Source organism: Micromonospora sp. H61 (genome assembly GCF_018070325.1).
GTDB classification, from domain to species: Bacteria; Actinomycetota; Actinomycetes; order Mycobacteriales; family Micromonosporaceae; genus Micromonospora; species Micromonospora salmantinae.
Map to the genome: position 1 here is coordinate 102,542 of NZ_JAGPXY010000002.1, position 22,575 is coordinate 125,116.

Annotated in this window: 20 protein-coding genes; 12 read left to right on the top strand and 8 right to left on the bottom strand. The window is 73.1% G+C overall.

What is annotated here, in order from left to right:
• Nucleotides 1-37: 37 nt before the first annotated feature.
• From KBX08_RS01980 to KBX08_RS01990, 3 genes are all read right to left on the bottom strand, one after another.
• A complete protein-coding gene (locus tag KBX08_RS01980) occupies nt 38-643 on the bottom strand; it encodes a TetR/AcrR family transcriptional regulator (protein WP_210780790.1) in 606 nt (201 codons plus the stop codon).
• A gap of 96 nt (nt 644-739) precedes the next feature.
• Entirely contained in the window at nt 740-1,483 is a 744-nt protein-coding gene (locus tag KBX08_RS01985; protein WP_210780791.1) for a metallophosphoesterase, read from the bottom strand.
• A 115-nt stretch (nt 1,484-1,598) separates the two neighbouring features.
• Nucleotides 1,599-2,276, bottom strand: a complete 678-nt coding sequence (locus tag KBX08_RS01990; protein ID WP_007466162.1) for a Crp/Fnr family transcriptional regulator — start codon at nt 2,274-2,276, stop codon at nt 1,599-1,601.
• Between the two features lie 143 nt (nt 2,277-2,419).
• On the opposite strand from KBX08_RS01990, the gene KBX08_RS01995 reads away from it, so the two are divergent.
• The 6 genes from KBX08_RS01995 (at nt 2,420) to KBX08_RS02020 (ending at nt 7,737) form a co-directional block, all read left to right on the top strand.
• Complete coding sequence (locus tag KBX08_RS01995) at nt 2,420-3,127, top strand: adenosylcobinamide amidohydrolase (RefSeq protein ID WP_210780792.1); 708 nt, start codon at nt 2,420-2,422, stop codon at nt 3,125-3,127.
• 11 nt (nt 3,128-3,138) lie between these two features.
• The gene (locus KBX08_RS02000; protein ID WP_210780793.1) at nt 3,139-4,317 is read left to right on the top strand and encodes a CapA family protein; all 1,179 of its coding nucleotides are present in this window, start codon (nt 3,139-3,141) and stop codon (nt 4,315-4,317) included.
• Between the two features lie 41 nt (nt 4,318-4,358).
• Complete coding sequence (gene nth / locus KBX08_RS02005) at nt 4,359-5,147, top strand: endonuclease III (RefSeq protein ID WP_210780794.1); 789 nt, start codon at nt 4,359-4,361, stop codon at nt 5,145-5,147.
• Nucleotides 5,144-5,806 carry a TlpA disulfide reductase family protein gene (locus KBX08_RS02010; RefSeq protein WP_210780795.1) on the top strand — a complete coding sequence of 221 codons (663 nt, stop codon included), beginning with the start codon at nt 5,144-5,146 and terminating at the stop codon, nt 5,804-5,806. The genes nth and KBX08_RS02010 overlap by 4 nt, the downstream gene beginning before the upstream one ends.
• The gene (locus KBX08_RS02015) at nt 5,803-6,495 is read left to right on the top strand and encodes a CoA pyrophosphatase (protein ID WP_210780796.1); all 693 of its coding nucleotides are present in this window, start codon (nt 5,803-5,805) and stop codon (nt 6,493-6,495) included. Before KBX08_RS02010 ends, KBX08_RS02015 begins: the two co-directional genes overlap by 4 nt.
• Before the next feature lie 63 nt (nt 6,496-6,558).
• On the top strand, nt 6,559-7,737 hold the full coding sequence (locus KBX08_RS02020; protein ID WP_210780797.1) for a MarP family serine protease: 1,179 nt from the start codon (nt 6,559-6,561) through the stop codon (nt 7,735-7,737).
• 27 nt (nt 7,738-7,764) lie between these two features.
• Here KBX08_RS02020 and KBX08_RS02025 read toward each other — a convergent pair whose 3' ends face one another.
• The 3 genes from KBX08_RS02025 to eccCa all read right to left on the bottom strand — a co-directional run bounded on the left by KBX08_RS02025 (nt 7,765) and on the right by eccCa (nt 14,007).
• A complete protein-coding gene (locus tag KBX08_RS02025) occupies nt 7,765-8,556 on the bottom strand; it encodes a phosphatase PAP2 family protein (RefSeq protein ID WP_210780798.1) in 792 nt (263 codons plus the stop codon).
• Between the two features lie 52 nt (nt 8,557-8,608).
• Entirely contained in the window at nt 8,609-9,949 is a 1,341-nt protein-coding gene (mycP, locus tag KBX08_RS02030; protein ID WP_210780799.1) for a type VII secretion-associated serine protease mycosin, read from the bottom strand.
• A 74-nt stretch (nt 9,950-10,023) separates the two neighbouring features.
• Entirely contained in the window at nt 10,024-14,007 is a 3,984-nt protein-coding gene (gene eccCa / locus KBX08_RS02035) for a type VII secretion protein EccCa (protein ID WP_210780800.1), read from the bottom strand.
• A 101-nt stretch (nt 14,008-14,108) separates the two neighbouring features.
• Between eccCa and eccD the strand changes: the two genes are divergently transcribed.
• A complete protein-coding gene (gene eccD, locus KBX08_RS02040; RefSeq protein WP_210780801.1) occupies nt 14,109-15,512 on the top strand; it encodes a type VII secretion integral membrane protein EccD in 1,404 nt (467 codons plus the stop codon).
• Between the two features lie 31 nt (nt 15,513-15,543).
• On the opposite strand, the gene KBX08_RS02045 is transcribed toward eccD, so the two are convergent.
• Nucleotides 15,544-16,050: an inorganic diphosphatase gene (locus tag KBX08_RS02045; protein WP_210780802.1), complete on the bottom strand. Its 507-nt coding sequence runs from the start codon at nt 16,048-16,050 to the stop codon at nt 15,544-15,546.
• Nucleotides 16,051-16,577: 527 nt separating this feature from the next.
• On the opposite strand from KBX08_RS02045, the gene dacB reads away from it, so the two are divergent.
• The 3 genes from dacB to tilS all read left to right on the top strand — a co-directional run bounded on the left by dacB (nt 16,578) and on the right by tilS (nt 20,210).
• Entirely contained in the window at nt 16,578-18,041 is a 1,464-nt protein-coding gene (gene dacB, locus KBX08_RS02050; RefSeq protein ID WP_210780922.1) for a D-alanyl-D-alanine carboxypeptidase/D-alanyl-D-alanine-endopeptidase, read from the top strand.
• A 95-nt stretch (nt 18,042-18,136) separates the two neighbouring features.
• Complete coding sequence (locus KBX08_RS02055; protein ID WP_091403614.1) at nt 18,137-19,207, top strand: zinc-dependent metalloprotease; 1,071 nt, start codon at nt 18,137-18,139, stop codon at nt 19,205-19,207.
• 10 nt (nt 19,208-19,217) lie between these two features.
• The gene (gene tilS, locus KBX08_RS02060; protein WP_210780803.1) at nt 19,218-20,210 is read left to right on the top strand and encodes a tRNA lysidine(34) synthetase TilS; all 993 of its coding nucleotides are present in this window, start codon (nt 19,218-19,220) and stop codon (nt 20,208-20,210) included.
• Nucleotides 20,211-20,225: 15 nt separating this feature from the next.
• Here tilS and KBX08_RS02065 read toward each other — a convergent pair whose 3' ends face one another.
• Nucleotides 20,226-21,188 (bottom strand): GlxA family transcriptional regulator, encoded by a 963-nt coding sequence (locus KBX08_RS02065; protein ID WP_203121473.1) that lies wholly within the window; start codon nt 21,186-21,188, stop codon nt 20,226-20,228.
• A gap of 42 nt (nt 21,189-21,230) precedes the next feature.
• Here KBX08_RS02065 and KBX08_RS02070 point away from each other — a divergent pair, with 42 nt between their 5' ends.
• Nucleotides 21,231-21,476: a hypothetical protein gene (locus KBX08_RS02070; RefSeq protein WP_210780933.1), complete on the top strand. Its 246-nt coding sequence runs from the start codon at nt 21,231-21,233 to the stop codon at nt 21,474-21,476.
• Between the two features lie 100 nt (nt 21,477-21,576).
• On the top strand, nt 21,577-22,152 hold the full coding sequence (gene hpt, locus KBX08_RS02075) for a hypoxanthine phosphoribosyltransferase (RefSeq protein WP_210780804.1): 576 nt from the start codon (nt 21,577-21,579) through the stop codon (nt 22,150-22,152).
• The last annotated feature ends 423 nt before the right edge of the window (nt 22,153-22,575 follow it).

Below are 22,575 nucleotides of genomic sequence, written 5' to 3' on the forward strand. Positions count from 1 at the left end.
GGTGCCTCCGGTCGGTGGTGGCCGGTGCGGCCGGCGGTCAGGGCGTGAGCAGGGTGGCGAGCTGGCGCTTCCAGGTGGTCAACAGGGCGGCCCGACGGGCGGAGTCGTCGCTGAGCAGGTTGGCCACCCCGAGCCCACGGAGCAGATCGAGCGTGGCCTGCACCGCTTCGCGGACACCGGGTCGACGCTCGTCGACACCGAGCAGGGCGACGGTGAGCCGGTGCATCTCCCGCCCGACAGTCGCCTCCAGCGGCACCAGGGCGTCCCGCAGCTCCCGATCGGTGCGGGCGGCGACCCAGAGCTCCAGCGCGGCCACGAACAGCGGCCCGGTGAACGCCACGGCGAGCAGGTCGACGACCCGGTCCAACCGCTGCGGGCCGGCCGGCAGCGCCTCGGCCTCGGTGCGCAACTCGTCGGCCCGGCGCTCGGCCAGATGGGCCACGGCGGCCGTCACCAGCGCCGCCTTCGTCGGGTAGTGGTGCAGCTGTGCCCCCCGCGAAACACCGGCCCGCGCCGCGACGACTGTTGTCGTGGTGCCGGACCAGCCGTGCTCGATCAGACAGTCGACGGTCGCCTCCAGCAGCCGGGCCTGGGTGGCGCGGCTGCGTTCCTGCTGAGGGACACGCGTCGATGAGGTGGGCACGGAGACAGCCTGCTGCCTACGAAACAAACAGTCAAGACTGACTTTTTCCGAGCCCGCGACGCTCGGGTGGACACGGGTGGGCTTACGACTGCTCGCTCAGCGCCCGTCGCGGGGGCCGAAGGCGGTCAGCGCGTCGACGTCGCTGTGCTGGGAGCGCAGGTACTCGTCGGCCCAGGCGGCGGCGTCGGGGAAGGCCGACTCGGCCGCCACCCGGGCGCAGGCCGCGTCCACGTCGAAGGCGGTGCGGCGCAGTTGGACGCCCGGCCCGAGCAGTGCCCACCACGCGCCCGCGCCCCCGTACGGCATCCCGATGCTGCCCGGGTTGACCACCAGACGCCGGTCGATCAGCCGGGTGAAGGGCATGTGCGTGTGGCCGCAGACCACCGTGGTGACCTCGGCGGGCAGACCGTCGAACACCTCCGCCCAGCGCGCTATCCGGGAGTCGACGAGCACCACCTCCTCGTCATCGCGGGGGGTGGCGTGACAGAACAGCGTCGGCCCGAGGCCGTCGATCTCCAGCGTCGCCGTCGCCGGCAACGCGGCGAGCCGGGCCACCTGGTCGCCGCGCAGCTGCCCGGCGGCCCAGTCCGACACCTCGATCGACGCAGGGCGGCCGGCCCGGGCCTCGACCAGCTCCCGGTCGGCATTGCCGCCTACCCAGCACACCCGGTCGCCCAGGCCGGCGAGCACGTCCAGCACCTCGACCGGCTGCGGGCCTGCGGCGATGTCACCGGTGAGCACGATCAGATCGGCGGCGGCGACGTCCGGCTCGGCCAGTACGGCCTCCAGCGCCGGCAGGACACCGTGGATGTCGGAGAGCACCGCCACTCGGTTCACCATGGGCCCCACCCTCACCGCCGGCACCGCCTCCAGGCCAGCGATTCTGCGTCAGGCAGACGGCAAACACGTCCCCGCCCACCGTCGGTGACGGCGGGCGGGGACGTTCGGGTGCTACTCAGACGCGGGCGCGACGGGCCAGGCGCTCCGGGTCCAGAATGATGATGCTCTTGCCGTCCAACCGCAGCCAGCCGCGCGAGGCGAAGTCGGCCAGCGCCTTGTTGACGGTCTCCCGGGAGGCACCGACGAGCTGGGCGATCTCCTCCTGGGTGAGGTCGTGGGTCACCCGCAGAACGCCGCCGTCGCGGGTGCCGAAGCGGCCCGCCATCTGGAGCAGGTTCTTGGCGACCCGGCCCGGCACGTCCGTGAAGATCAGGTCGGCGAGCGAGTCGTTGGTCCGGCGCAGCCGCCGGGCGAGCACCCGCAGCAACTGCTCAGCGATCTCCGGGCGGTTGTTGAGCCACGGCCGCAGCGCCTGCTTACGCAGCCGCACCAGCCGGGTGTCGGTCACCGCGGTGGCGGTCGCCGTACGCGGACCCGGGTCGAAGAGCGACAGCTCACCGACCATGTCCGACGGCCCCATCACCGCGATCAGGTTCTGTCGGCCGTCCGCTGCGCGGCGACCAACCTTGATCTTCCCGGACAGCAGGATGTAGAGGCTGTCACCGGGCTCGCCCTCATTGAAAACGATCTCGCCCTTGCGGACCTCGATCGTCTCCATCTCCTTGGCGAGCGCCTCGGCAGCTTCCGGGTCAACACCCTGGAAGATCCCGCTGCGGGCCAGTACCTCGTCCATTGCGCACCTCCGGTTGCGCGTGCCGTCCGTCGGCCGGGGCCGCCGTCCGCTGATCCCCTCGCGCGCCGCCAAGTCTAGGCGCACGTGAGCATGAATCAGAGGTCGCCCCTGGAATCTTGATCGGTGGGCGTAACCTGCCCGACGTGCTAAGCGAGCCGACTCTGACCAGCCGCGCCGAGGACGGGCGGCACGTCCCGCTGCTCGTCTGGCGCGCGGACGTGCCTCTGCGGGCGGTCAGCAGTGCCCCGCTGGGCGGTGGCATCGGGGTCCGGCGATGGGTGTTGAACGCGACAGTGCCGATGTCGTACGACCGGGAGGACCCCGCGGCCCACCTGGCCTCGCTCGCCGCCGAGCTGGCCCTCGACGGGCCCGGAATTGGTCTGCTGACCGGCGTCGATGTGGCCGAGGTGGTGGCGCGAACCGACGCCGGGGTGCGGGCCTGGGCGACGGTCGGGCTCGGCACGCCGGTGCCCGCGGCCGCTCCGACGCCGGCCGCGCTCACCCCACGCGTCGGCACCGTCAACATCGTTGTTTACGTGCCTGCCCGGCTCGCCGACTCGGCGCTGGTCAACGCTGTGGCCACCGCGACCGAGGCGAAGACCCAGGCGATCACCGAGCTGGGAATGCCGGGGACCGGCACACCCACCGACGCGGTCACAGTGCTCTGCCCGGTGGACGGACCCGAGGCCGCGTACGGCGGGCCGCGTTCCACCTGGGGTGCCCCCCTCGCCCGAGCGGTGCACGCGGCGGTGCTCGCCGGTGGTTCCCGGCCGGTCGTGCCGTGGTCCGACCAGCTCAGCGGCGCAAAGTCCAACCGATCGGCTGTCGTCGGCGCGTTTAACGACCGGTAGGGTCGCGGGCGATGTACGCTCCCGCCCCCCTCGCGTCCCGCCCGCGCCGCCGCGTCGCCCTCGGCCTCGCCGCGCTGCTGGCCGCCCTCCTCGTGGCCGGCTGCGCCGACCCCGGTGGTGAGGCACCCGTCTGGCAGCCCGGCGCGGGAGGTGGTGGCACCGGCGCGCCGGTCTCCACGGCCGGCCCGAAGGCCACCGGGCCCGCATCGTCCGGTCAGGGTGGCGCGATCTCGCTCTCCGCCACCGGCGACATCATCATGGGCAACGCGCCCAGTCGGCTGCCCACAGCCGGCGGGAAGGGCTTCTTCAACTCGGTCACCGAGGCGCTCAAGGCCGACCTGGTGATGGGCAACCTGGAGGAGCCGCTGACCGTCGACACCGGCACCGGCAAGTGCGGGGCGAACTCCACCCGCTGCTTCCAGTTCCGCGCCCCGCCGGAGTACGCCGCCCACCTGCGCGACGCGGGCTTCGACCTGCTCAACCAGGCCAACAACCATGGCTACGACTACGGGCCCAAGGGCTACGAGAACACCCAGAAGGCGCTGAAGAAGTACGACCTGGAGCACACCGGCGCACCGAACGAGATCACAGTGGTCGACGTCAAGGGCGTCAAGGTCGCCGTCGCCGGCTTCTCGTCGTACGTCTGGTCCAACAGCCTCGTCGACATCGACAAGGCGAAGGCGGTGGTCGCCAAGGCCGCCACCATGGCCGACCTGGTAGTGGTGCAGGTGCACATGGGTGGCGAGGGCGCCGACAAGACCCGGGTGAAGCCGGGCACCGAGATGTTCCTGGGCGAGAACCGGGGCGACCCGGTGAAGTTCTCGCACGCCATGATCGACGCTGGCGCCGACCTGATCGTCGGGCACGGCCCGCACGTGTTGCGCGGGATGGAGTTCTACAAGGGGCGCCTGATCGCGTACAGCCTGGGCAACTTCGCCGGCGGCGGCAACTCGCTGAGCAACGACGGCCGCCTCGGCTGGGGCGGGGTGCTGAAGGTGTCGCTCAAGCCGGACGGCAGCTGGGCCGGCGGCTCGTTCACCTCCACGTACATGAACTCCGCCGGCAAGCCGACCATGGACCCGGACGACCGGGGTCTGGGCCTGGTCACCGAGTTGAGCCGCACCGACTTCCCGAAGGGCGGTGCTCGCCTCGACGGGCAGGGAAAGATCTCGCCGCCGACCGCCGGCTGACCCGACGGGGAGCGTCCGGGGTGCGACGTAGGCTGACCGTCGTGACCAGTAGCCCTCCCGGTGCCAGCGAGACCGATCTCGGGCGCAAACGCCGTGCCCGCAAGATCGGCCGGGTGCTGGCCGAGACGCATCCCGACGCGCATTGTGAGCTGGACCACTCCAACGCTCTGGAGCTGGCCGTCGCCACGATCCTGTCCGCGCAGTGCACGGACAAGAAGGTCAACGAGGTCACCCCGAAGCTCTTCGCCCGCTACCCGAGCGCTGCCGCGTACGCCGGCGCCGACCGGGGCGAGATGGAGGAGCTGATCCGGCCCACCGGCTTCTACCGCAACAAGACCGACTCACTGCTCAAGCTCGGTCAAGCCCTCCTCGACCGGTACGACGGCGCGGTCCCGGGCAAGCTCGTCGACCTGGTGACGCTCCCCGGCATCGGCCGCAAGACCGCCAACGTGATCCTCGGCAACGCCTTCGACGTCCCGGGCATCACAGTCGACACGCACTTTCAGCGACTGGTCCACCGGTGGCGGCTGACCACCGAGACCGACCCGGTCAAGATCGAGCACGCGATCGGCGCGCTGTACGACAAGCGCGACTGGACCATGCTCTCGCACCGGATCATCTTCCACGGGCGACGGGTCTGCCACGCCCGCAAGCCGGCCTGCGGCGCCTGCACGCTCGCCAAGCTCTGCCCTTCGTACGGCACCGGCCCGACCGAGCCGGCAGCCGCCGCCAAGCTGCTCAAGGGCCCTCGGGCGCGCGACCTCGCGGTGGCTGCCGGGGTCGACCCGGAGTTGGTGCCGGCGCAGGCGATCACGGCGGAGGTGCCGTGAACCGCCGCCTCGCCCTCGCCGTCCTGCCGCTGCTGCTGGCGGTCACCGGTTGCACCAGCGGCACGGCCGACGACGAGCCGGCTCCCCGCCCGGCCGCCGCCGAGCGACCATCCCCGTTCCGCGACTGCGCCACGCTGAGCACGGCGCCCACGGCAACGTCGCCCGGCTCCGGCACGGCGACCCCCGCAACGGCTACCCCCGGCACGTCCGGCCCGACGGCCCGCGCCACTGGCGGGTCGGCGCTGCCGGAGCTGACGCTCTCCTGCTTCACCGGCGGTGCACCCGTCGTGCTACGGGAGGTGGCCGGGCCGGCGGTGATCAACGTGTGGGCTTCCTGGTGCCCGCCGTGCCGCAAGGAGCTGCCCGCCTTCCAGCGCCTCAGCGAGCGGGCCGCCGGTCAGCTCCAGGTGGTCGGGGTCAACAGTCGGGACAGCCGGGGCGGTGCCCAGTCCATCGGTGAGGACTTCGGCGTCCGGTTCCCGATCCTGGTGGACCAGGGCGAGGCGCTGCAGCGCGAGCTGAAGCGCAACGCCATTCCGCTGACCATTTTCGTCGACGCCGACGGTCAGGTCCGGCACATCGACGCCAGCGGCGCTCTCGACGACACCAAGCTCGCCAAGCTGGTCCGCCAGCACCTCGGTCTGGCGGTGCCGGCGTGACCCGTCGGCCCCCCGAATGGATCGATCCGTTGCTGACCCGGCTGGGCACCGCCCGCGCCGAGGACTTCACCCGGCTGACCACGCCGGCCGAGGGCGGTCGGGAGAGCGCCGTGCTGGTCCTGCTCGGCGAGCAGCCCGGCGCCGGTCCCGACGTGCTGGTCCTGCAACGCGCCGCCACCCTGCGCAACCACGCCGGCCAGCCCGCCTTTCCCGGGGGTGCGGCAGACCCGGAGGACGCCGACGTCCGCGCCACCGCCCTGCGCGAGGCGAACGAGGAGGTGGGCCTCGACCCGGCCAGCGTGACAGTGCTGGCCGAGCTGCCGAAACTGTGGATCCCGGTCAGCGACTTCGTGGTCACGCCGGTGCTGGCCTGGTGGCACGACCCGCACCCGGTGCACCCACGTGAGCCGGCCGAGGTGGCACACGTCGCCCGCCTGCCGGTCAGCGAGCTGGTCGATCCGGCCAACCGACTGCGGGTCCGGCACCCGAGCGGCTGGATCGGGCCGGCGTTCTCGGCTCGCGGGATGCTCGTCTGGGGCTTCACCGCCGGGGTGCTCGCCACCCTGCTCGAGATGGGCGGCTGGGCCCGTCCGTGGCCGCGCGGCCGGGTGGTGGAGCTTCCGCCGACCGGGGCGACACCGGCCCCGTCCGCCGGCACCGACGAGGCAGACGAGAACGCCCTGCGCTGAACGCACGGTCACCATCCGCAAGCGATGGTCATCCGGTGGGCACACTGCCCGTACGCTTGACCCGTGTCCGTCGTGGATCTCGTCCTGCTGCTGCTCATGCTCGTGTTCGCGATCAGCGGATACCGCCAGGGTTTCGTCATCGGCGTCACGTCGTTGTCCGGCTTCTTCCTGGGTCTGCTGCTGGGTCTCCAGCTCGGGCCGCTGTTCGCCAGACAGTTCGTGGACGCCGGCACCCGTGTGTTGATCTCGCTGGTGGCCATCTTCGGGCTGGCGGTGGTCGGGCAGGCACTCGCCGGTTGGCTCGGCTCGCACCTGCGTAAGACGATCACCAGCGACGTGGGCAAACGGGCAGACGACGTCGGTGGGGCGCTCGTCTCGCTGTTCGCGGTGCTCCTGCTCGCCTGGCTGGTCGCGGTGCCGCTCGGCTCGTCCTCGGTGCCCTGGCTCGCCGCCTCGGTCCGCAACAGCGCGTTGATCACGGTGGTCAACCAGGTCCTGCCGGAGCGGGCCCAACAGCTTTCCACGGCGCTGGAGGACACCGTCGACACCGACGGGTTCCCGGACGTCTTCGGTGACCTCGCGCCCACCCGGGCCCGGCAGGTCGACCCACCGGACCCGGCACTGGCCGGCTCGCAGGTGGTGGTCAACGGTCAGCAGTCGGTCGTGAAGGTGCTCGGCTCCGCGCCCAGCTGCTCACGCCGGATCGAGGGTTCCGGCTTCGTGTACGCGGACGACCGGGTGATGACCAACGCGCACGTCGTCGCCGGCACCCGCTCGGTAGCCGTGGAGCTGGGCGGTGAGCGGTACGACGGCAAGGTAGTGGTCTACGACCCGAACCGGGACCTCGCGGTGCTGCTCGTGCCCGGGCTGCCCGGGCCGTCCCTGCGGTTCGCCGCCGGCAACGCGGGCAGTGGCTCCGACGCCATCGTGCTCGGCTTCCCGCTCGACGGCCCGTACAACGCGCAGTCGGCGCGGGTCCGCGACGTCGACCGGATCAAGGGCCCGGACATCTACTCGTCCACCGAGGTGACCCGGGAGATCTACACGATCCGGGCGCTGGTGCGCAGCGGCAACTCGGGAGGTCCGCTGCTCTCCGCCAACGGCCTGGTGCTCGGCGTGATCTTCGCGGCGGCGTCCGACGACCCGAACACCGGCTTCGCCGTGACGGCGGCCGAGGCCCGCCCGGTGGCGTTGGCCGGTGCCGAACGCAACCGGCAGGTCGCCACCGGCGAGTGCACCTGAGCGTCGCCGCAGGGTCGGCTCAGCTCCTCAGGCCGCTCCCGGCTGCCGCTCGACCTCGGGAGCGACGCCGTCGCGGGTCGGCCGGACTGGCCGCAGACCGGTGTGTGCCCGCCAACTGGTCAACGCGGCGGTGGTGGCCGCGACCACTGCCACACCGAGCAACCATCCACCCACCACGTCGCTGGTGAAGTGCACGCCGAGGGCCACCCTGCTCAGCCCGGTCACCACTGTGAGCAGGACCGCCGCCACCCAGAGCGCGGCCCGCGCCGCCCCCCGCCCGGTGTACGGCAGGAGCACCAGCAGCAGCACCCCGGCGGCCAGGGTGGCGTTCAGCGCGTGCCCGGAGGGGAACGAGTAACCGGCGGCCCGGGCCACCGGGTCCAGCAACTCCGGCCGGTCCCGGCCGACCAGCAACTTGAGCAGCGGACCTAGCAACCCGCCGACGACCATGGTGGTGGTCGCCCAGAGGGCCAGCCGGCGGGCTCCCCGGCGCAGCAGCCAGACCACCAGGAGCAGGGCGACCGCGCGCAGTGGCATCGGTGCGAACACCTCGGTCCAGACCCGCATCAGCACGACCCACGCCGGGTGATCCTGGGCGTAGCGGTGCAGCGCGTCGGTGACCGCCGTGTCCAGCCGGTGCAGCGGTGCCCAGGCGCCGAGCACCAGCAGTGTGAGCAGCGCGAACGGCACCAGCACCAGGAACGCCGCCGTCGCGGCGAGAGTGAGCCGCAGACCCAGCGCATGGTCCGGGTCGAATCGGCGGTGCCGCCAGGACGGCTGGCCGGTGGGGGCGAGGGTGGGCGCCTGGTGCGTACTCATGGGTCCGTTCTACCCGGCCGGGCAGCCGGTCAGGCCTGGCGGCCGGTCGCGATCAACGGGTCCGCTGACGCAGCCGGCGCACCATCAGGGCCGCACCGCCGACCAGAGCGACGAGGAGCACGACAACGGTCCACAGTTGCTCCGGCGCGGAGGTGTCCTGACCGCCGGCCGCCCGAGCCGTCCAACGGCTCTGCTGACCGGATGCGGCGAGACCGAGTGGATCGCTACCGGCACCGGCCACCGGATCGTCGTCGACCGAGCCGGGTGCCGGACCGAAACCGGTCACGCCCGGCGACGTCTGGTCGTCCAGCGGGTTGGCGGTCACCGGCGGCACCTGAGCGGTCAACGCGGCCACCGGGTCGACCACCCCGTACCCGAAGCGGTCGTCCCGCCCGGTCGGGCCCAGGTCCCGGGCGGTGGCCAACAACCGGTTGACCACCTCACCCGCGGGCATCTGCGGATAGCGGGACCGGACCAGCGCGGCGGTCGCCGCCACCAGTGGCGCGGCGAAGCTGGTGCCCTGCACCCGCCAGTACCCGCCGGGAGGCTTGGCGCCGACCAGCCCGCTGGCGGGAGCGGTGAGCACCGTCGCGCGGCCGGTGATCGAGCCGGACCACAGGTTGTCGCTGCTGCGTTCGAGACCCGACACCGCGATCACACCCGGCTCACGAGCCGGGTACCAGACCTTGGTGCTGGTGGAGGTGGCCAGGTTGCCGGTGCAGGCGATCACGACCACGTCCCGGACGAACGCGTAGTCCAGGGCCGCGGCCAGGGCTGGGCTGTCGCCGCTGCCGCCCAGCGACAGGTTGATCACGCGGGCGCCGTTGTCGACAGCCCAGCGGACCCCCTGGGCGACGATCAGCGCGTCGTCGTAACGGTTCTCCTCGTCCAGCACGCGGACCGGCAGGATCCGGGCGTCCGGTGCCAGGCCGACCACGCCCCGCTTGTCGTCGCTGCGCCCGGCGATCAGGCCGGCGACAGTGGTGCCGTGACCCACCGGATCCGGGCCCGGGGCGCCACCGGGGCCGACCAGGTCCTTGCCGGGCAGCACCTGGCCGACCAGGTCGGGATGGTTGCCGTCCACTCCGGAGTCGACCACCGCCACTGTTACGCCCCGGCCGGTCGAGCTGCGCCACGCCGTCTCGGCCTGCAACTCGTCGAGCTGCCACTGCTCGTCGCGGACCTGATCGGTGCGGGCGACGGCGTCACCGGGGGCGAACGCCATCGGCGCGCCGGCGAGCTGTCCACCGTTCGTGGGCGTGGCGACGGGCACGGCTGCCGCGGTCGGGGCCACGACGGCAAGCGCCGCGGCCACGCCGAGCAGCGCCCGGCCGGTCGCTCGTCGGGCCGCTGACGGACCGCTGTACCGCACCCCAGTCACATCCTCAGCCATTCATCCCGACGGAACCATGACGATCGGAGATTACCGGTTTCCCCACCCGTCACGGGAAGAACCGGCGAGTCAGCTCATTGCGGCGGCAGTTGTGCCAACTGAACAAGGCGTACGCCCTCCCGCCGGGTGACCAGTCGACCACGCCCCGGCGGCAGCGGCCCGGGTCGCACCGGCCCGACGAGTGCGCCCTCCTCAGGGCTGCCCGCCATCACCAGGCCGGCCGTGGACAGCTCCCGCAGGCGCTGCACGATCGGCTCGTACTGGGCCCGGCTCGCCCCGCCGGAGCGGCGGGCCAGCACCAGGTGCAGCCCGATGTCCCGGGCGTGCGGCAGGTGCTCCTCCAGTGCGCGCAACGGGTTCGCCGGCCCCGCCGCCACCAGGTCGTAGTCGTCCACCAGCACGAACAGCTCCGGCCCGGACCACCAGGACCGGTCCCGCAGCTGCTGCGGGGTGACCTCCGGCCCGGGAGCCCGCCGCTCCAGGTAACCGGCGGCCGACTCGACCAGGTCGGCGGTGTGTGCCGCAGCGGTGCCGTACCCGATCAGGTGTGGCGTCTCGATGGCGCCGAGCAGGCTGCGCCGGTAGTCGACGAGGATCACCCGGGCCTGCTCGGGAGTGAACCGGGTGATGATCGACGTGGCCAGCGCGCGCAGGAACGACGACTTGCCGCACTCCGAGTCCCCGAAGACCACGAAGTGCGGCTCGGTGGCGAAGTCGAGCAGGACCGGACGCAGGTCCGCCTCCGCGATCCCGATCGGCAGCCGCAGCCCGGTCGTCGAGGTGAGGTCCAGATCGGCGTACGGCAGCACCGGCGGGAGCAGCCGCACCCGGGGCGCCGGAGCACCCGCCCACCCGTCGGCGGCCCTCTTGACCAGGTCGGCGGTGTCTCCACCGGCGGTACCGAGCTGGGGCAGCGCGGTCAGGAAGTGCAGGCCCTCCGCGGTCACCCCTCGGCCGGAGCGCTCCGGCACGTTCGCGGCCGCACGCCGGGCCACCAACGAGTCGGCCGGGTCACCGAGGCGCAGCTCCAGCCGGGAGCCGAACAGGTCCCGGATCGCCGGGCGGAAATCCAGCCAGCGCAGCCCGGTGGCGACCACGTGCAGCCCGTACGACAGACCCCGGGTGGCCAGGTCGGTGACGAGTGGCTCCAGGTCGTCGTACTCGCCGCGGATGGTGGTCCACCCGTCGATCACCAGGAACACGTCGCCGTACGGGTCGGTGCCCGGCTGGCCCACCGTCCCCGCTGCCGCCCGCCGCTGGCGGTACGCGGCCATCGACTCCACGCCCAACTCGGCGAAGCGGCGTTCCCGGTCGACCAGCAGGGTGGTCATCTCGCCGACGGTGCGTCGTACGGCGGTCGGGTCGGCGCGGCCGGTCACCCCGCCGACGTGCGGGAGGTCGCGCAGCGCGGCCAACCCGCCGCCGCCGAAGTCGAGGCAGTAGACCTGCACCTCGGCCGGTGTGTGGGTGAGTGCCAGCGCGCAGATCAGCGTGCGCAGGGCGGTGGACTTGCCGCTCTGCGGCGCACCGACCACCGCGACGTGCCCGGCAGCGCCGTCCAGCGCCAGCCAGAGCAGGTCCCGGCGCTGCTCCAACGGCTTGTCCACCACCGCCATCGGCACGCCGAGTGTCCCGTGCAGCTCCGGGTTGCCCACTGTCAGCCCGCGTTTCGGGTGCACCTCGACCGGACCGAGCAGCTCGTCCAGGGCCGGCGGTTGGCCGAGCGGCGGGAGCCAGACCTGGTGCGCCGGCGGGCCCTGCCCGACGAGCCGGTCCACCAGCAGGTCGAGCAGCGTCCTGGTGCCCTCCTCCTCCGCCACGACGGGCACGACCGGGGCCGCCGGCTCGGGCACCGGTACGACGTGGGTGGTGAAGGTCAGCAGCCGCGCGCCCCCCTCGGCGGCGACGCCGCCCGGCGCGGCCCGACGGCGGACGGCACCGGAGACGTACGCGGCCTTGAACCGGGCCAGCGGGTCGGTGCCGGCACGCAGGTAGCCGTGGCCCGGTGAGCGGGGCAGCTCGTGCGCGTCCGCCACGCCGAGCACCGTCCGGGACTCCAGCGCCGAGAAGGTGCGCAACCCGATCCGGTACGAGAGGTGGGTGTCCAACCCGCGGAGTCGGCCCTCCTCCAGGCGCTGGCTGGCGAGCAGCAGGTGCACGCCGAGCGACCGGCCCAGCCGGCCGATCTGCACGAACAGGTCGATGAAGTCGGGCTTGGCGGAGAGCAGCTCCGAGAACTCGTCGCAGATCAGCAGCAACGACGGCAGCGGGGCGAGGGGGCTGCCGGCCGCCCTGGCCCGCTCGTAGTCGCGCACGCTGGCGAAGTTGCCGGCCCGCCGCAGCAGCTCCTGGCGGCGGACCAACTCCCCGTTGATCGCGTCCACCATGCGATCGACCAGGGGCAACGCGTCGGCCAGGTTGGTGATCACGGCCGCGGTGTGCGGCAGCCGGTCGAACGAGGTGAAGGTGGCGCCACCCTTGAAGTCGACGAGCACGAAGTTGAGCTGCTCGGAGCTGTGCGTGGCGGCGAGCCCCAGCACCAGCGTGCGGAGCAGCTCGGACTTGCCGGAGCCGGTCGCCCCGATGAGCAGGCCGTGCGGGCCCATGCCGTCCTGGGCGGACTCCTTGAGGTCCAGCTCGATGGCGCCGCCGTCCGCACCCACCCCGATCGGCACCCGCAACCGGTCCCGTGCCGAGCGCGGCAACCAGCCCTGTTCCGCAGTGAAGCTCTCCGGGTCACCGAGACCGAGCAGCTCGGGGAGGCCCAGGTCGGCCTGGAGCGGGGCGTCCGGCCCTCTGGCCGCGCCAGCGAGCCGCAGCGGTGCCAACCGTCGGGCGACCGCCTCGGCGTCGGCCAGGTCCAACTGGTCGGCGGTGCCCACCTCGGCGTACCCGTCGGACGACCGCGAGTGCAGCCGCCGGCCGTGCAACTCCAGCAGCAGCGCGTACCGGTCCAGCAGTCGGGGCGGAGGGGTGTCCAGGTCCAGCACTGTGACCGCGTCGATGCCGCCGTCGCCGGTCAGGTCACTGGCACCGGTCAGGTCGCCGCCGTCGAGGACCACCACCACGTGCGGGCCGTCGGTGGCCGGGCCGGCCGGGCTGAACCGGGACCGGGTGGCCAGCACGTCGGCCAGCAGCGACTCCAACTCGGCGGCCGAGCTGGTGACCAGGCGTACCGGGCCGAGCGCGTCGGTGCGACCGGGGTGGTGGGCGTGCGGGAGCCACTTCACCCACTCCCAGCAGGCGCGGCGCTCGGGCCCGGCGCAGACCGCGACGAGCAGCTCGTCGGGGGCGTGGAAGACCGCGAGCTGGGTCAGCACGGCCCGGACCAGGGCCTGCGCCGCCGGGTCACCGGTGGGTGGCCCACCGGTGGTCGGGGTGGTCGCCCTGCCGCGGCCGGCGGGTCGCACGTGCACCCGGGCGAAGCTGCGCAGCGACAGCGCCACCGGCAGGTCCGGCACCACGGAGTACGCGTCCAGGAAGCGGCGAAGCGCGCCGGCGGTCATCGGCTCGAGCTCCTCCAGCGGCCGGGTGACCGGTGGGATCAGTGGGGTGGCCAGTGTCTGCGGCCCGACGGCGACCCGCACCACGGCGAAATCGGGGTCGGCGGGGCGCCGCTCCCAGACCCGGTGGCTGTCCACCGTCGACCAGAGCCGGCCCGGATCCGGGTGCCGGTAGTAGAGCCCGGCCCGTTGCTGGCCCGCGGTCCGCCGGACCCGCCGCCGCAGCGTGGCCAGGTGGCGTAGGTACTCCCTGCGGGCGGCCATCATCTCGGACTTCTTCGGGGTGCCGGAGGCGCTGCCCCAGGACGTCACGAGCATCGCCAACGAGGAGAGCCCGAACATGCCGCCCACCACGTACGAGTAGGCCCCGCCGCCCCGGCCGAACATCATCGCCATCGCGACCGTGCCGCCGAGCATGGGCAGCAGCATGAGCAGCTGCTGCCACCGCCCGCCGGTCACCACGGGGATCTCCGGCGGTGCGTCGACCGACAGCTCACCGGCGGGAATCTCCGGCGCTGGTCGGCGCGGTGGGCGCTTGATGACGACGGTGGACACTCGGCCTCCTGACAGCGCTGGGTAACCCGAGCCTGGCTCATGGTAGGTAAAGTCCTGTCGTCCGCGCAGCCTCCGATCCCAGTCGATATGGAGACCAGTCGATGACTACCGGGCTGGCACGCGTCACCATCAGCGCGCCGCAACGACGGGTGGACGTCGCCCTGCCGGAGCAGGTGCCCCTGGCCGAGCTGCTGCCCGACGTGCTCCGGCACGCCGGTGTCGGGCTCGCCGACGACGGCGAGCAGCACGGCGGTTGGGTGCTCCGCCGCACCGACGGGGCGTTGCTGGTGACCGCACAGGCGCTGCTGCCGCAGGGGGTCCGCGACGGCGAGGTGCTGCACCTCGTGCCGGCCCGCGCGCACTGGCCCGAGTTGGAGTACGACGACGTCATCGAGGCGATCGCCGACGGCGCTCGCCGCCGGGGCGGCGCCTGGTCGCCCACCGCCACCCGGGCAGCCGGTCTGGCCGGTGCCGCCGTACCGCTCACGGTCGGGCTGCTCGCCCTGCTCGCCGGTGGCCCGACGCAGCGGGCCGGTTGGCTGGCGGCCGTCGCGGTGGCGCTGGTGCTCACCGTGGCCGCCACTGTCGCCTCCCGTGCCAACGGCGACGGCGCCGCCGGGGCGACGCTCGGCGGCTACGCGCTGCCCTACGCGTTCACTGCCGGTGCCCTGGCCGTCGGCTCCGGCGACCCGGTCGGACCGTTCGGGCCGGCCCGTTGGGTGGGCGCTCCCGAACTGCTGGCCGGCTCGGTTGCGCTGCTGCTGGCGGCATTGATCGGTCTCCTCGGGGTGGCCAGTCGGCTGCGGGTCTTCGTGGCCGGTGTCACTGTCGGCCTGATCGGTGCGGAGGCCGCGCTCGGTGGGCTGCTGATGACCACGGCCGGTACGGCGGCGGTGCTGCTCAGCGCACTGGTCTTCGCCGTCGGCGTGATCCCGCTGCTGGCCATCCGGCTGGGCAAGCTACCCCTGCCGCCGATCACCCTGCCGGCCGCCACCTCCGCGGAGGAGCCGGAGCGGGTCCGGGACCTGCCGGACCGGGGCCGGGTGCACGCCGCGGTGATCCGCACCGAGGAGATGCTCACCGGAATGCTGATCGGCCACGCGCTGCTCGTGGTGGCCACCGCTGTCGTACTCGTGGCCGCCGGTGGCACGGCCGGTCGGGTGCTGGTGGCGGTCACCTCGGCCGTGCTGCTGCTGAGGTCGCGGCTGTTCGTGGCGCTGCGACACCGGGTGCCGACGGTGCTCGCCGGGCTGGCCGGCTACGCGGCGCTGGGTGCGGTGCTGGTCGGTCGAGCCGACGAGACCGGGCGGCTGGTGCTGGTCCTGGGCGGGGCGGCGCTGGCCCTGGTGGCGGTCGCCAGCGGCACCGGGTACGCCCGCCGGCCGGTCTCGCCGTACCTCGGGAGGATCGCTGACCTCACCGACACGGCCCTGGTGGTCGCCGTGGTGCCGATCGCCTGCGCGGTGCTCGACCTGTACGACCGGGCCCGAGGGCTGCTCGGTTGAGCGGCCCTCGGGCCCGGTGCGTCAGCGGTCGTCAGTGGGTGGATTCGCCGCGCGCCTCGGCGTCGCGGGCCCGCTGGTAGGAGGCGTGGATCTCGGCCTCGGCCTCGGTGCGGCCGACCCAGGTCGCGCCCTCCACCGACTTGCCGGGCTCCAGGTCCTTGTACACCTCGAAGAAGTGCTGGATCTCCAGGCGGTCGAACTCGCCCAGGTGGTGGATGTCGCGCAGGTGCTCCTGGCGGGGGTCCTCGTAGGGCACGCAGAGGACCTTGTCGTCCCCGCCCTTCTCGTCGGTCATCCGGAACATGCCGATGGTGCGGCAGCGGATCAGACAACCCGGGAAGGTCGGCTCGGGGACCAGCACGAGGGCGTCCAGAGGGTCGCCGTCCTCGCCCAGCGTGCCCTCGATGAACCCGTAGTCGGCCGGGTACTGGGTGGAGGTGAAGAGGGTGCGGTCCAACCGGATCCGGCCGGTCTTGTGGTCCACCTCGTACTTGTTCCGGTGACCTTTGGGGATCTCAACCGTCACGTCGAAATCCATCTGCACGCTCCCTCGTCTGCCCACGCTGGCTAACGGAACCAATGGCGGCCCTCCGGACAGGTGAATGCCCACCCGCCGACTCCGGCCGCCGCATAGTCTTCGGACCGAAGTAGTGTCACCCAAGCCGATTTTCGCTGGGGGAGGAGGGGGTCGTGGGGAGGGAAGATTCACACTACCGCCCGGACGGGGGCTCCGCGCACGGTACCGGACGATCCGGCTCCGGCAGTGCCAAGGGGCGGGTCCCGGTGCCGGAGGCGCACCTTCCACGGGCTCCCGACGCACCGACCCCGGCACCGGAGACGGTGCCCGAGCGACCCCCGCCGCTGCCCTGGCGCCCGCCGGCCGGGCCGGCGTCGCCCGCTCCGAACGCGGGTCACTTCCCGGTAGCCGGCGGTGAGCAACCGGTGAGCGGCCCGCCACGCGGCAGTGCCACGGTCCCGGTCAGCCCTGCGCCGCTCAGCCCGTCGTTCGGTCCCGGGCCGACCGCCCCCGGCGGCGTCCCCCCGGTGGGCCCGCCGATCTCCGCGTTGCCGGCACCCGCCAACGCCGCGCCCCCGCCCGCCGCGTCGCGCCGCCGGAAGCGGCTGCCGGTGGTGCTGGCCGCCGTGCTCCTGCTGGTGCTCGCCAGCGTCGGAGTCGTGATCACCCGTCCCGGCCCGGTCGCCGGATGGCTGGGCGACGACGCCGGGTCCGGGCCGAACGCTGTCGGCGTGACTCCGGAACCCGCCTTGTCGGACGTGCTGGGCGGCCCGGACTCGAACGCCCCGGTGCCCACCCCGGACGGGGTTCGGGCCGTGCTCGATCCACTGGTCGGCGTCGCCGCCCTGGGCGACCGGGTGAACGTCTCGGTCGCCGACGTGATCACCGGTCAGACGCTGTTCGCCAAGGGAGCGGACGACGGCACCGTGCCCGCCTCGGTGACGAAGCTGGCTACCGCTGTGACAGTGCTGGCGGCCCGGGGGCCCGGCTACCGGATTCCCACCCGTGCCGTGGCCGGCGCGAAGGCCGGCGAGGTGGTGATCGTCGGGGGCGGCGACCCGACCCTCGCGATCAACAAGAAGGGTTACTACCCGGGGGCGGCGCGCCTCGACGACCTGGCCGCCCAGGTGCGTACCGCGCTCGGCGGCACGCCCCCGACCAGTGTCACAGTCGACGGTTCGGTCTACTCCGGCCCGGTCCACGGCCCCGGCTGGGACGACGACATCCCCACCGGCGGTTCGGGCGGCGCGGTGACCGCGTTGATGACCGACGGCGCGCGTACCGACCCGGGTGTCGAGCACGGGTCCGCCCCGCGGTTCGCCGAGCCGGACCTGGCCGCCGGCAAGGCGTTCGCCCGGTTGCTCGGGGTGCCGACCGACTCCGTGAAGCGGGGTGCGGCCCCGCCTCAGGCGGCGGCCGGTGCCAGCCCGGCACCGGGTACCGAACTCGGCGTGGTGCAGTCTCCGCCGCTGATCCGGCTGGTCGACGTCATGATCAGCGAGAGCGACAACCTGGTGGCCGAGGCGCTCGCCCGGCAGGTCGCGTTGGCCCGCGGCCAGCCCGCCTCGTTCGACGGCGGCGCCGCCGCCATGGACGCCGAGGTGGCGGAGCTGGGCCTGCCCGCCGACGAGATCAGCGTCTCCGACGGCAGCGGCCTGTCCCGGCTCAACCGGATCAGCCCGTCGCTGCTGACCGATCTGATCCGCTTGGCCGCCAGCCCGGACCATCCGGAGTTGGCCGGCGTCTTCGGTGGTCTGCCGGTGGGCGGCTGGTCCGGGACCCTGAACGAGCGCTACCGCAACACCGCGGGCACCGCCGCGGGCGCGGGCAGCGTCCGGGCCAAGACCGGCACCCTGACCGGCGTGCACTCCGTCGCGGGCCTGGTCACCACCGCCGATGGGCGGCTGTTGACCTTCGCGGTGCTCACCGACAAGGTGCCGGGGGACCGGGACACCGCCCAGCCGGCACTGGACCGGATCGCCGCCGCGCTGGCCGGTTGCGGCTGCGGCTGACCGTCGCCGGTCCGGGGGGGCGACGCGGTCGCCATCGGCGTCGATCGAGGGCGCGAGCCCGGGCCGGGGTGTCGCGGCGCGGGTACGGTGGGTTCATGGCGCAGTTCGTGGACTGGGATCTGGCCGCCGCCACCGCGGGGGCGTTGAGCAAGTCTGGCCCCCGCGTGTCGTACGCGGAAGCCACCGACGTGGTCGGCGACCTGCGTCGGCTGACGGACGAGGCGGCCGGGCACGTGGCCGACTACACGGGGTTGCGGGCGCAGGTGTCGCATCCGCCGGTCCGGGTGGTCGATCGCCGCGACTGGGCCGCGACGAACATCGCCGGTCTCCGCGAGGTGATCACACCGCTGGTGAGTCGGCTCTCCGGCGACAAGCAACCGGGCGCGTTGACCGAGGCGATCGGGTCCCGGCTCACCGGGGTGCAGGCGGGGACGGTGCTGGCCTACCTCTCCGGCCGGGTGCTCGGCCAGTACGAGGTCTTCTCGGCCGACCCGGGCCAGCTGCTGCTTGTCGCACCGAACATCGTCGAGGTGGAGCGCAAGCTCGGCGCCGACCCTCGGGACTTCCGGCTCTGGGTGTGTCTGCACGAGGTCACCCACCGCACCCAGTTCACGGCCGTGCCGTGGATGCGGGCCTACTTCCTCAGCGAGGTGCAGGCGTTCGTCGACGCCTCGTCCAGCGGAAGTGAGCACCTGGTCGAGCGGTTGCGGCGCGGGGTGGCCACGTTGTCCGACGCGGTCCGTGACCCGGAGAGCCGCACCAGCGTGCTGGACATCGTGCAGACCCCGGCACAGCGGGCCGTACTGGACCGGCTCACCGCGTTGATGACCCTGCTGGAGGGGCACGCCGAGTTCGTGATGGACGGCGTCGGCCCGCAGGTGATCCCGAGCGTGGAGCGGATCCGGGCGTCGTTCAACCGACGCCGGGAGGCCGGCAACCCGCTGGAGAAGGCGATCCGCCGGCTGCTGGGGGTGGACGTCAAGATGCGCCAGTACGCCGAGGGACGCAAGTTCGTGCACGGGGTGGTGGAACGCGTCGGCATGGACGGGTTCAATTCGATCTTCAACTCGCCGCTGACCCTGCCTCGCCTGTCGGAGTTGGGTGACCCGGACGCCTGGGTCGCCCGGGTGCACGGCCCGGCCGGCACCATCCCGGCCGCTGGCTGACCACCCGCCGGTGGCCGCGCTCGCTCCGTCGGTGGCCGCGATCCGGGTGGCGGTCCGCCGCGCCCTGACCGGTCTGCCGTCCGGCGGTCCGGTGCTGGTCGCCTGCTCCGGTGGTGCCGACTCGCTCGCGCTCGCGGCGGCCACCGTCTTCGTGGCGCCGCGGCTGGGCCGCGACGCGACGCTCGTCACCGTCGACCACGGCTTGCAGGACGGTTCCGCGGAGCGCGCCGAGGCGGTGGCCACCTGGGGGCGAGGTGTCGGGTTCGCGTCGGCGACTGTGGTCCGGGTGGAGGTGGCCGGGCGTCCCGGCGGGCCGGAGGCGGCTGCCCGTGAGGCCCGCTACCAGGCGCTGACCGAGGCGGCCCGGCAGCAGAACGCCGTCGCGGTGCTCACCGGGCACACCCGGGACGACCAGGCGGAGACGGTGCTGCTCGCGCTCGCCCGGGGCGCCGGCCCACGAGGGCTGGCCGGGATGCCCGCCCGACGCGATCTGGGCGGGGTGCCACTGCTGCGCCCGCTGCTGGAGATCGGCCGGGAGCAGACGTGCGCCGCCTGCGCCGTGCTCGGGCTGAGCCCGTGGCAGGACCCGCACAACAGCGACCCGTCGTACGCCCGCTCGAGGGTGCGCGGCGACCTGCTGCCGGCGCTGGTGCGGGCGCTCGGGCCGGGCGTGGTGGACAACCTGGCGCGTACCGCCCGGCTGGTGGCCGCCGACAACGCCGCGCTCGACGAGCTGGCGGGGACGGCGCTGGCGGCGGCCCGGTGCCCCGACGGAGGGCTGTCCGTGCCGGCGCTGCTCGGCCTGGTTCCCGCCGTACGCGGCCGGGTGCTGCACTCCTGGGCCCGCGAGTTGGGCGCGCTGCCCGCTGCCCTGTCGCACCGGCACGTCGCCGCCCTGGACGCCCTGGTGACCGATTGGCACGGTCAGGGCCCGGCCGACCTGCCCGGCGGTGTCCGGGTGCTGCGCCGAGACGGCCGACTGGATTCGGTGCGCCCCACCTGACCTGCCCGGCCGGTCTCAGCCGCTGTGCGCCCGGTCCCGGAAGGTGGTCCGGTAGCTGTGCGGGGTGGCACCGACCCGGCGACTGAAGTGGTGGCGCAAGGCGGCCGCGTCGCCGAAGCCGGACTGGTCGGCGACCGCCTCCACGCTCAACGGGGTCTCCTCCAGCAGCCGCCGGGCGAGCAGCACCCGCTGGTTGGTGAGCCAGTCGTGCGGGGTGGTGCCGGTCTCGGCGCGGAACCGGCGGGCGAACGTGCGGGGCGCCATGCCGGCGCGGGCGGCCAACTCCTCCACGGTGATCGTCCGGTCCAGGTGACCCATCAGCCACTCGAGCACCGGTTCGAGGGTGGGTGCCTCGGGCGCCTTCGGGATGGGCGCCTCGACGTACTGGGACTGACCGCCGTCGCGGTGCGGCGGGACCACCATCCGCCGGGCCAGCCGGGTCGCGGTGGCCGAGCCGTGCTCCTGGCGGATCAGGTGCAGGCACGCGTCGATGCCGGCCGCCGTGCCGGCGCTGGTGAGCAACCGGCCGTCCTGGACGTAGAGCGAGTTGCACCGCACCCGGGCGCGCGGGTGTCGGCGTTGCAGCTCGTCCACGTACCGCCAGTGGGTGGTGCACTCGCGGTCGTCGAGCAGCCCGGCCTCGCCGAGCAGGAAGGCTCCGGAGCAGACGCTGAACAGATGCGCTCCGCGGGCGTCGGCCCGGCGGAGCGCGTCGAGCACCGGGCCGGGGACTGTGGTGCCCTGGCTGTGCGCGGGGATGGCCACCAGGTCGGCCTCGTCGACCGGGCCGAGGTCGGCGTGCGGGGTGAGGTGGAAGCCGGACGAGGTGCGCACGGGAGCGCCGTCCGGGCTGCACACCTGGAAGCGGTAGGCGGGGAAACCGTCGGCTGTCCGGTCGGTGCCGAACACCTCGGCGAGCACGCCGAGCTCGAAGGGAGCGACCTGGTCGAGGGCGAGGACGGCAACGGACCGCAGCATGTGACGAGGGTAACCCGACAGGTGGCAGTAAATCGATGACCGATGGCATTCCTGCCACTGTCCGGTCGCTTCGTGAGGTCGCAGACTGATCTCAGTCCGGTGCGCACCGGCGGCGAAACCGACAGCAATCATGCGAAAGCGAGCGCCGCCATGGAGTTCCTGTTCATCCTCCTGTTCCTCGTCCTCCTCGCCGCCGCCTCGGCGGCCGGCCTCACCGTCGACAGCCACGATTCGGCCGACTGGAAGCCGAGCGACGATGGCCGCCGCTGGCGGTCACGCACCAACTGATGTCGTTAGCGTTATTTGCCCGGAAAATCCTCGGCGGGACCGCGCCAAAAGGTGCGGCCCCGCCGACGGGGGCCATCCGACGTACGGCAGGCTAGGAGTCATGGCTGACGGCTCCTGGTACGACGCCGACATCGACCACGTGATCATTTCCGAGGCGCAGATCCGCGAGAAGACGGCGGAGCTGGCCAAGCAGGTTTCCGCCGACTACTCCCACGTGGGTGACGGGCTGCTGCTGGTGTGCGTACTCAAGGGCGCGGTGATGTTCATGGCGGACTTCGCCCGGGCGCTGGGCCGCAACGGCCCGCCGGCGGAGCTCGACTTCATGGCCATCTCGTCCTACGGCCAGGGCACCACATCCTCCGGGGTGGTCCGCATCCTCAAGGATCTGGACCGGGACATCGCCGGTCGGCACGTGGTCGTCGTCGAGGACATCGTCGACTCCGGGCTCACGCTCTCCTGGCTGCTGCGCTACCTCGAGTCGCGCTCGGCGGCCAGCGTCGAGGTGGTCGCCCTGTTCCGCAAGCCGGACGCGGTGAAGGTGCCGGTCCCGGTGAAGTACGTCGGCTTCGACATCCCCACCGAGTTCGTGGTCGGGTACGGCCTCGACTTCGCCGAGCGCTACCGGGAGCTGCCGTACGTCGGGGTGCTCAAGCCCGAGGTCTACGCCCGCTCCTGACGTCGGGCCCGACCCGGCACGGTGGCCCACCGGTCGACATGAGCCCTACTTGCATCGGCATCCATCAAGCCGACGTTCAGCGCGCTCTCAGCTGATGCGGTTACCGTGTAGCACGGTGGCCCGGAGGTTTCTCCGCGCTCGACCCTCTCGATCGCGTGACCGGGCGCTCGGGTGGCCGAGCCGGACTCCCCGCCACGCCGGCTTCCACCCGTACGCGGTCTTTGATGGTGCACGACTGCGGGGCTCGCAAGCTCACTCCTCGCGTGCACGGTGTACCGTCGAATGACCGCGGCGCGGTAGTTTTCGCGCCTCGGGGTCGAGGCTGGCCCGCACGGCGGCCCCGGCCGCCGCTCAACGCGGCGACACCATCAGACGGTCAGGACGTCGATCAGGAGGATGCGGGCGCCCCGGCGCTCGACAACA